Raw genomic sequence first — 8,429 nt, 5'->3', positions numbered from 1 at the left:
GCGCATCTAAGGTCTGAAACAGCTGCTATTTGTAAGTGTTGGCTTTGGTTAAAAGCGCATATTGAACGATTGCACTGATTTCAGCAAGTTTATGATGGGGGTTAAAAAAGAAGCCCCTTTCGGGGCTAAACCTTGCGACATACAAGGGAAAGAATGTATGGGGTGGGAAGACTGTTTTACGACCTCGTGAGTCCAGCCAACACACCCCGCTTGATAGAACTTTTTTGCTTGCTGCCTAGGCTAGCAAGACCGAATCGCCTTCGAGTTTAACTGGGTAAACAGTTACAGATTTGTCTTCTTCCTCAAGGCATTCGCCTGTCTTAAGGTCAAAGTGCTGTTTGTATAGGGGAGAAGCAACCACGTACTTGCCGGTTAAATCTCCAACAATCCCGCGAGAAAGAACATTTGCCTTACCGCATGGGTCCCAGTTAGATATTGCGAAAATCTTTTCTTCGCTGCTCGGTATGTAGAAGATCGCAACTTGCTCATCGTTTACTAGCGCGCATACGCCTGAATTTTCTACAAGATCGTACTTCGTACAGATAACTTCATTAAGTGCCATTTTGATTTTCTCCTATCTGTGAGTACTGGATTAAGCTGACTTAGCGATTAATTTTGATTTTTCGTCTTCGCTAGCAGGTCTTACTTGACCACGCTCTTCAACGAAAACAACGTTACTATCTTCTTTATCAGAGTTAACAAATTGACGGAAGCGACGTAGTTTTGTTTCGTCTTCGACCGTAGTTTTCCATTCACACTGATAAGTATCGACAACGCTTTGCATCTGAGCTTCAAGTTCAGCTGCAATACCAAGGCTGTCTTCAATAATAACCTCACGAAGGTATTCGATACCGCCTTCAAGGTTGTCCATCCATACAGATGTTCTTTGTAAGCGGTCTGCTGTTTTGATGTAGAACATCAAGAAGCGATCAATATATTTAACTAGCGTTTCGGTACTGATATCGGTCGCAAACAGATCAGCATGTCGTGGCTTCATGCCGCCGTTTCCACAAAGGTAGAGGTTCCAGCCGTTTTCAGTTGCAATGATGCCAACATCTTTACTTTGCGCTTCTGCACACTCACGAGTACAGCCGGATACTGCCATTTTTAGCTTGTGCGGAGTACGCAAACCTTTGTATCGGTTTTCGATATCGATTGCTTGACCCACGCTATCCTGAACTCCGTAACGACACCAAGTTGATCCGACGCACGACTTAACGGTACGTAAGGACTTACCGTAGGCGTGACCCGTTTCAAGGCCTGCAGCAATTAATTCACCCCAAATAGTGGGTAGGTCATTAAGTTTGGCGCCAAATAAGTCTATACGCTGCCCGCCCGTAATCTTTGTATAAAGTTTGTACTTTTGGCCTACTTGACCGATAGCGATCAGTTGCTCAGGCGTAATCTCACCACCTGGTACACGTGGGACAACTGAATAGGTGCCATCTTTTTGCATGTTTGCAAGAAAGGTATCGTTGGTATCCTGCAGGCCTGTATGTTGCTCTTCTAGAATGTAATCATTCCAGCTAGCTGCAAGCATATTTGCTACCGCAGGCTTACAAATATCACAACCAAGGCCGGTACCGTGTTTTTCTACCAGTTCGCCAAATGACTTGATACTACCGACACGAATTAAGTGATATAGCTCTTCACGCGTATGAGGGAAGTGTTCACAAATGCTTTTATCAACCGTAACGCCGCGCGCTTCAAGCTCAGTATCAACAACATCCTTAAGAAGTGCTGCGCAACCGCCACAACCGCTAGCTGCTTTGGTTTCACCTTTTACATCACCTACGCTGCAACAACCGGAATCAAGAGCGTTAATAATGTCGCCTTTACTAACGTTTAGGCATGAACAGATTGTTGCTTCCATTGGTAGTGCTGAAGCACCTAGCGCAGGACCACCCCCTTCAACATTCGGTAGAATCATTCCTTCAGGGTTTTCGGGAAGCTCGATACCGTTCAGGTAGTATTGAAGAAGTGTGTCGTAATCTGAACAGTCGCCAACTAGTACTGCACCTAACAGTGTATTGCCGTCTTCAGATACGATGATTCGCTTATAGATCTCTGAGTTTTCGTTACTGTAGACGTAAGCGATTGAGCCGGGCGTTTTACCATGGGCATCGCCAATTGAGCCGACGTCAACACCCAGAAGCTTCAGCTTCGTGCTCATGTCTGAGCCAGTAAACGAAGGTTTTTCGTCGTCGTCGGAGAATTGCTGAACAGCAACTTCTGCCATTCTATAACCGGGCGCAACCAGTCCGTAGATCATGTTGCCATATAGAGCACATTCACCTATAGCAAAAATGTTCGAGTCAGAGGTTCGGCAGTGGTAATCGACAACGATACCGCCACGCTCACCAACTTCTAACCCGGTTTTACGTGCTAACTGATCATAGGGGCGAATGCCTGCAGAAAATACGATCATGTCAGTATCAAGATGCGTGTCATCTGCGAAGTTCATTCGCAGTTTTGTGTTATCACCTTTGTTATCGATAAGCGTAGTCGCTTTTTGGGTATGTACTTGAACACCAAGCGCTTCGATCTTACGTCGAAGCATCTTGCTGCCGCCATCATCTAGCTGAACACCCATTAAGCCGGGAGCAAACTCAACAACGTGAGTTTCAAGCCCTAGATTTTGAAGTGCGTTTGCACACTCAAGACCAAGCAGACCACCACCTACAACTACACCAATTTTTGAGGTCTGGGCATGTGATTTAATTTCACCCAAGTCATCAATTGTTCTGTAGGTTAGGCATTCTTTGCTTTCAGAACCTTTGATAGGTGGTACAAAAGGATAAGAACCAGTTGCCAATACTAGCTTGTCATAATCGAAGCGTCGCCCGCTTTCAGTGATAACAATTTTGTTTTTACGGTCTATATCTGTAACGGCATCACCAAAAATCGCATCAACACCATTATCTTTGTAGAATTCGCGGGTTGTTAGTGCTAGATCTTTTGGCTCTTTGCCAGAGAACACTTCAGAGAGATGTACCCGATCGTAGGCTGGTCGCGTTTCGGCGCCTAGTACTGTAATGTGCGCTCCAATTTCGGATGCAATCATTTGGTCAACGAAGTGATGACCCACCATGCCGTTACCGACTACAACAACTCTACTATTCTTCATTCTATGGCCTCGTATGTCTGAGAATCTGCGCATACGCTGTGCTTATTTACTAGTGAAAAGCTTTAGCGTTACTCAATGCTTGTTTACGCAATTATCTGTAATTAAGCATGAGCTGTGCCAAGTATCTAAATAATTTCATAGGGTATTGAAATAAAAAGGAAAAAAATTCTTAAGTTCGTGTTTTATAGCCAGGTTTTGAGCGTTTGAGAAAAAACGCGTGCTTTAAAGTGGTGCAGCTAAAAAATGCTGTTTTCCGCCTTGGTTGGTAATGGTGCATGACTATGCGCTGAGTTCAATCCTAAGGCTGTATATTGCGTTCGTTTTTACATATGCCGTTGAAAATTAAGATTTTAATCTAAAGGGGGTGTTATTTTGCTACTTATTGGCGCAATAATACCCATAATAAATAAGTGAGTGAAATATCAGATGCATCTAGAAAGCGGGCTTCGTACAAGTGCAGGGCAAATATCAGTAAAGGGCTTAAAGCACCAAAATGAAGATTCTGTCGGAATATACGTCCCGAAAGAGCCTCTATTAACTGTAAAGGGAATGGTTGCTATTGTTGCCGATGGAGTCAGTAGTGCAGAGGCGGGCAAGGAGGCAAGCGAAACCTGCGTTAAGAACTTTATCTCCGACTTCTTCAGTACACCTGACTCCTGGACAGTTAAAAACTCAGCTCAAAAAGTATTAACGGCTTTGAATCGTTGGTTATATGGGCAGGGGGTTGGTTATCTTCAGGCTGAGCATGGCTATATCAGTACAATGTCGACCTTGGTTATCAAGTCGCGTGTCGCGCATATATTTCATATCGGCGATAGCCGAGTGTACCGGCTTAGAGGGAATAACTTTGAGCAGCTCACGCATGACCATTCCGCCAGAGTAAGTAAGGATTCCACTTATCTTACTCGTGCAATGGGAATGGATTTAATGCTTGATGTCGACTATTACTCGGAGGATGTCGAATCTGGTGATATCTTTTTTCTGAGTACCGACGGTATTCATGATTTTATCAACGATAAACGTATAAAAGAAGTCATTGCTAAGGCGGTTGATTGCAAGTCGGATGAATTTACCGGGCTTTGTGAGAGCTTGGTTGATATTGCACTCGAAAACGGCTCCGATGATAACTTGAGTTGCCAGATTGTCAGAGTCGATGCTTTGCCTTGTCCAAATGCCGAAGATGCCTACGTAAAGCTTTCGGACTTACCCTTCCCACCAGAGCTTTCCCCTGGAATGTCTATTGACGGCTACCATGTGATAAAAGAGCTACATGCCAGTAATCGATCACAAGTATATTTGGTAAAAGATCATAACACTGACAAGTTACATGCTATGAAAACGCCTTCAGTGAATTATGATGATGATTTGGCGTACAAAGAGCGATTTGTATTGGAACCCTGGGTAGCTGACCGTATTAACAGTAAGTACGTAGTAAATATTCATGAAAGTGAAAGAGGGCAAAAGTTCCTTTATTACGTTTGTGATTATGTTGAGGGCCAAACGCTAGCTGAGTGGATGAAAGCAAATCCAAAGCCCGGTATCGAAAGAGTTATGTCGATAATTCATCAGGTAGTGAAGGGTGTTCGTGCAATGCATCGTAAAGAGACTTTGCATCAGGATATCAAGCCTGAAAATATTATGGTCGATAATGAGGGCAAGGTAACGATTATAGATTTTGGTTCCTGTTTTATTGCGGGCGTTGCTGAAATCGAATCGCCCTTTGAGCGCGAGCAAGTGCTGGGGACCGACACTTATGGTGCTCCTGAATATAAGTTGGGAAGAAAAGCGTCTTTAAAGTCCGACATGTTTTCAATCGCTGTTGTGCTTTACGAAATGTTGACCGGCCAACAACCTTATGGTGCGAAGTTTGAGACCAGTCAGTCTACCAATGAATTTTATCGACTAAAATATCAGCCAGCTCGAGAGTTTAACCCAATGGTTCCCGAATGGATGGATGGTGCGATCGAAAAAGCTTTACAGATTTCTACAGAACTTCGATATGATGCCTTGTCAGAATTTATTTATGATCTCGAACATCCTAATTCGGAGTTTATGGATAAGGCCCATATACCACTTGCAAAAAGAAATCCGCTGCGGTTTTGGCAAAGCATCACTGCAATCATGTTTGTTGTAGAATTGGCCACACTCTGGCTTTGGCTGGGGTAATGCTTTTTAGGCATCCTTTGCCCGCATTTTTATAGAATTAATACGATTGATATGGAACCTATGGCGCGGATTGTAGTCCTAAGAGATCATATCAATACAAAAACAGGATCTTTATGTTAGATAGCCGCCCTTTATTGGTCGAAACGCAGTTCCCTTCGCTTAAGCGAAATAGGCTAGAAACTTTACAGGTAAATCTGGGATACCTATGTAACCTTAGTTGTACGCACTGTCATGTTAATGCAGGGCCGACCCGTAAAGAGCTAATGAACAAATCAAATATCGACTTGGTATTGGCTTTGTTGAAAGAAAAAGACATTTCACAGCTGGACTTAACGGGCGGCGCACCGGAAATGAACCCTTATTTTCGTTACTTGGTCGAAGAAGCAAGGTCACTGGGAGTGCATGTTATTGATCGCTGCAATTTGACGATTCTGCAAGAACCTGGCTATGAAGACCTTGCTGAGTTTCTGGCTGCTAACGAGGTGGAAGTTGTCGCGTCTCTACCTTGTTACACGAAAGATAATGTCGACCAACAAAGAGGGAAAGGTGTTTTCGAAGATAGCATCAAGAGCTTAAAGCTCCTAAACAAACTAGGTTATGGAGTCGAAGGGAGCGGCTTGACCTTGAGTTTAGTTTATAATCCTGGTGGTCCGTTCCTACCTCCTCCTCAGCAACAGCTAGAGCAGGATTATAAAAAAGAGCTCTATGAAAATTTCGATATTCTCTTTGACCAACTTTTCACAATAACGAATATGCCTATTTCTCGCTTTGGGAGCGTGCTTTTGTCCAAGGGCGAATTTCATAACTATATGGATCTATTGAAAGAGTCGTATGCAAAGGAAAACCTTACCTCGGTAATGTGTCGCAGCTTGATAAGTATTGACTGGCAGGGCCATGTGTTTGATTGTGATTTCAATCAGATGCTTGATATGCCAATGCTTAGACTGGAGGGAGGATTGATAGCATCTGATAAAAATAGAATGCATCTAAGCGATATTTTAGGGCAGGCTATAGAAGGTTCTACGATAGTTGTGGCAGACCACTGCTATGGTTGCACTGCAGGACAGGGGAGTAGCTGCGGTGGCGCACTCGATTGACCTGAGTATTATTGTTCCCGTATTTAATGAAGCTGAAAATATTGAGCGTTTATTACGCAAGCTCAACACTCTCGCTAGTAAGCGCTGCGAAGTGCTGCTGGTCGATGGCGGTAGTACTGATGGTAGTGGCGAGATAATTTCTTCACTTATAAGTGAGCTAGATATGGATGCTCATTTAATTCGCTCAAAGTGTGGGCGTTCCGCACAACAGAATGCTGGTGCAGAGTTAGCTCAAGGGCGTCTTCTTCTGTTTTTGCATGCAGATACGGTATTACCAAGTAAAGCTATTAACATGCTACATGGCGCAATCTCATCCGAACCCGTTTGGGGGCGCTTTGATATTCAGCTCGATAACTCTGCCGCGATATTTAAGGTAATTTCTTGGTTCATCAATATTCGCTCACGGCTTACAGGTATAGCTACTGGAGATCAGGCGATATTTGTTAGCGCCTGCCTTTTTCGGAAAGTAGGCGGCTTTCCAGATCAGCCTTTAATGGAAGATATAGAGTTAAGCAAACGCTTAAAGCGTTCTGCTCCGCCCTTATGCCTAAAAGATCAGGCCATTACTTCAGCACGCAAGTGGGAAAAAGAAGGGGCAGTAAAAACCGTATTATTGATGTGGAGGCTACGTGCGGCATACTTTCTTGGTGCAAAACCTGAGCAGCTTCACCGCCAGTATTATAAAACCAGAGCCTAATCTAGTCTGAATACTCTAACTTATTAAATTAACATTAGTTTTCTTGAACGAAACAGCTAAGAGCAAGTAGAATCGCGCGCTTTGTTTCGCACAGTATTAATGTTAAGAGGTAAAGTCATGAGTGTTGAGCAGTTTGAGTCTATTTCGTTATATGTTCTGGTCACTGCGCTAATTCTTTATATGGGATATATTGTTTGGGACTTGGCTAAACGCTCAAATGCCGGTAAATTCGGTACATTTATCCTGTTCTTTGCGCTTGGTTTGGGGGTATTTGGTTTTGTTGCGAAAACAGTTATTGTTGAGATGATGAATCTCTAACGGTGCGATTGCCTCGGTACGTTAACCAATTTAAGTTTTTTGTACTGATACCTGCCGTCCCCAAATGGATTCAGCCACTTCAATAAAGGCTTTTGCAGCGTTGCTCATACTCTTTTTTCTGAAACTCACGGCGCCAAGATTTCTGGTCAATTCCGATTCGGTGCCGTAGCTATTCGAAAGATCGATCGGTAATACTTTCAGCTCTTCATCAATCATCGTGTTTGGCAGCACGCTCCAACCCATGCCTACTCCGGCCATCATCTTCATGGTTTCTAGATAGTTCGTTGGAATGCTCGCGTTTAGCATTAATTTCGATTGATGAAACATAGCTTCGACGACGCGGTAAGTGAGCGTGGATCGTGAGGGCAGAATTGCGTTGTGCTTTGCAAGGTCAGGGGGTGTTACGCTTGTTAAGCTGGCAAGCTCATGATGTTGGCTACAAATAAAGCTCATAGGGTCGCTCCAAGAAAGGTGACATATATAGTCGTCACTTAATTGGTCCGGGATGGTAATAAAAGCAATATCAGCCTGATTATCTCCTAATATTGGGTAGGCGCTTTCGGAATCAAGAAAGTTAAGCTTAAGGTCTACTTCTGGATAGCGCTTGCTAAATTCTTTCAAGATTAACGGAAGTCGGTGTAGGCCTATATGATGACTGGCCACAATTCTTAACGCGCCTTCTACATTGTGAGATAAATTCTTGATTGCATGCTTTGCGTTATCAATTTCATGCAGGATGGACAGAGCGTGTGGATACAGCGCTTCGCCAGCCTCGGTTAACAGGAGGTCGCGCTGCAAACGCTCAATGAGTTTGCACGAAAGTTGACGTTCTAGTCCCTGAATTCTCTTTGTGATGGCGGGCTGAGTAAGTGATAGACGTTCGGCTGCTTTAGAAAATGAGCGCTCTTTGTAAACTGTCACAAATGCTAATAAAGAATCTATATCCATTTTGTACCTTTCCTTAACAGGTATTCCAAATTGGAATCAATAATATAACAAATATGAATTTGTTTTATTTGATCTG

General features: G+C 43.5%; 7 protein-coding genes. 4 read left to right on the top strand and 3 right to left on the bottom strand.

The features are described from left to right. Positions 1 to 235: 235 nt before the first annotated feature. Both nirD and nirB read right to left on the bottom strand, forming a co-directional pair. A complete protein-coding gene (nirD, locus tag A3761_RS08715) occupies positions 236 to 562 on the bottom strand; it encodes a nitrite reductase small subunit NirD (RefSeq protein ID WP_068510303.1) in 327 nt (108 codons plus the stop codon). 30 nt (positions 563 to 592) lie between these two features. Next, positions 593 to 3,127, bottom strand: a complete 2,535-nt coding sequence (gene nirB / locus A3761_RS08710; protein ID WP_068553404.1) for a nitrite reductase large subunit NirB — start codon at positions 3,125 to 3,127, stop codon at positions 593 to 595. A gap of 426 nt (positions 3,128 to 3,553) precedes the next feature. Here nirB and A3761_RS08705 point away from each other — a divergent pair, with 426 nt between their 5' ends. The 4 genes from A3761_RS08705 (at position 3,554) to A3761_RS08690 (ending at position 7,405) form a co-directional block, all read left to right on the top strand. Beyond that, positions 3,554 to 5,293, top strand: a complete 1,740-nt coding sequence (locus A3761_RS08705) for a bifunctional protein-serine/threonine kinase/phosphatase (RefSeq protein WP_068553405.1) — start codon at positions 3,554 to 3,556, stop codon at positions 5,291 to 5,293. Positions 5,294 to 5,406: 113 nt separating this feature from the next. Continuing rightward, positions 5,407 to 6,390 (top strand): arsenosugar biosynthesis radical SAM (seleno)protein ArsS, encoded by a 984-nt coding sequence (arsS, locus tag A3761_RS08700; protein ID WP_068510297.1) that lies wholly within the window; start codon positions 5,407 to 5,409, stop codon positions 6,388 to 6,390. Beyond that, entirely contained in the window at positions 6,374 to 7,087 is a 714-nt protein-coding gene (locus tag A3761_RS08695; RefSeq protein WP_231875514.1) for a TIGR04283 family arsenosugar biosynthesis glycosyltransferase, read from the top strand. The genes arsS and A3761_RS08695 overlap by 17 nt, the downstream gene beginning before the upstream one ends. A 117-nt stretch (positions 7,088 to 7,204) precedes the next feature. Further along, entirely contained in the window at positions 7,205 to 7,405 is a 201-nt protein-coding gene (locus A3761_RS08690; protein ID WP_068510295.1) for a DUF2788 domain-containing protein, read from the top strand. A gap of 30 nt (positions 7,406 to 7,435) precedes the next feature. On the opposite strand, the gene A3761_RS08685 is transcribed toward A3761_RS08690, so the two are convergent. After that, positions 7,436 to 8,353 carry a LysR family transcriptional regulator gene (locus A3761_RS08685; RefSeq protein WP_068553407.1) on the bottom strand — a complete coding sequence of 306 codons (918 nt, stop codon included), beginning with the start codon at positions 8,351 to 8,353 and terminating at the stop codon, positions 7,436 to 7,438. Positions 8,354 to 8,429 lie beyond the last annotated feature (76 nt).

The organism is Oleiphilus sp. HI0123 (genome assembly GCF_001635315.1).
Note: the sequence above shows the minus strand (reverse complement) of the source record. Positions and strands in the feature narration are given on the sequence as shown.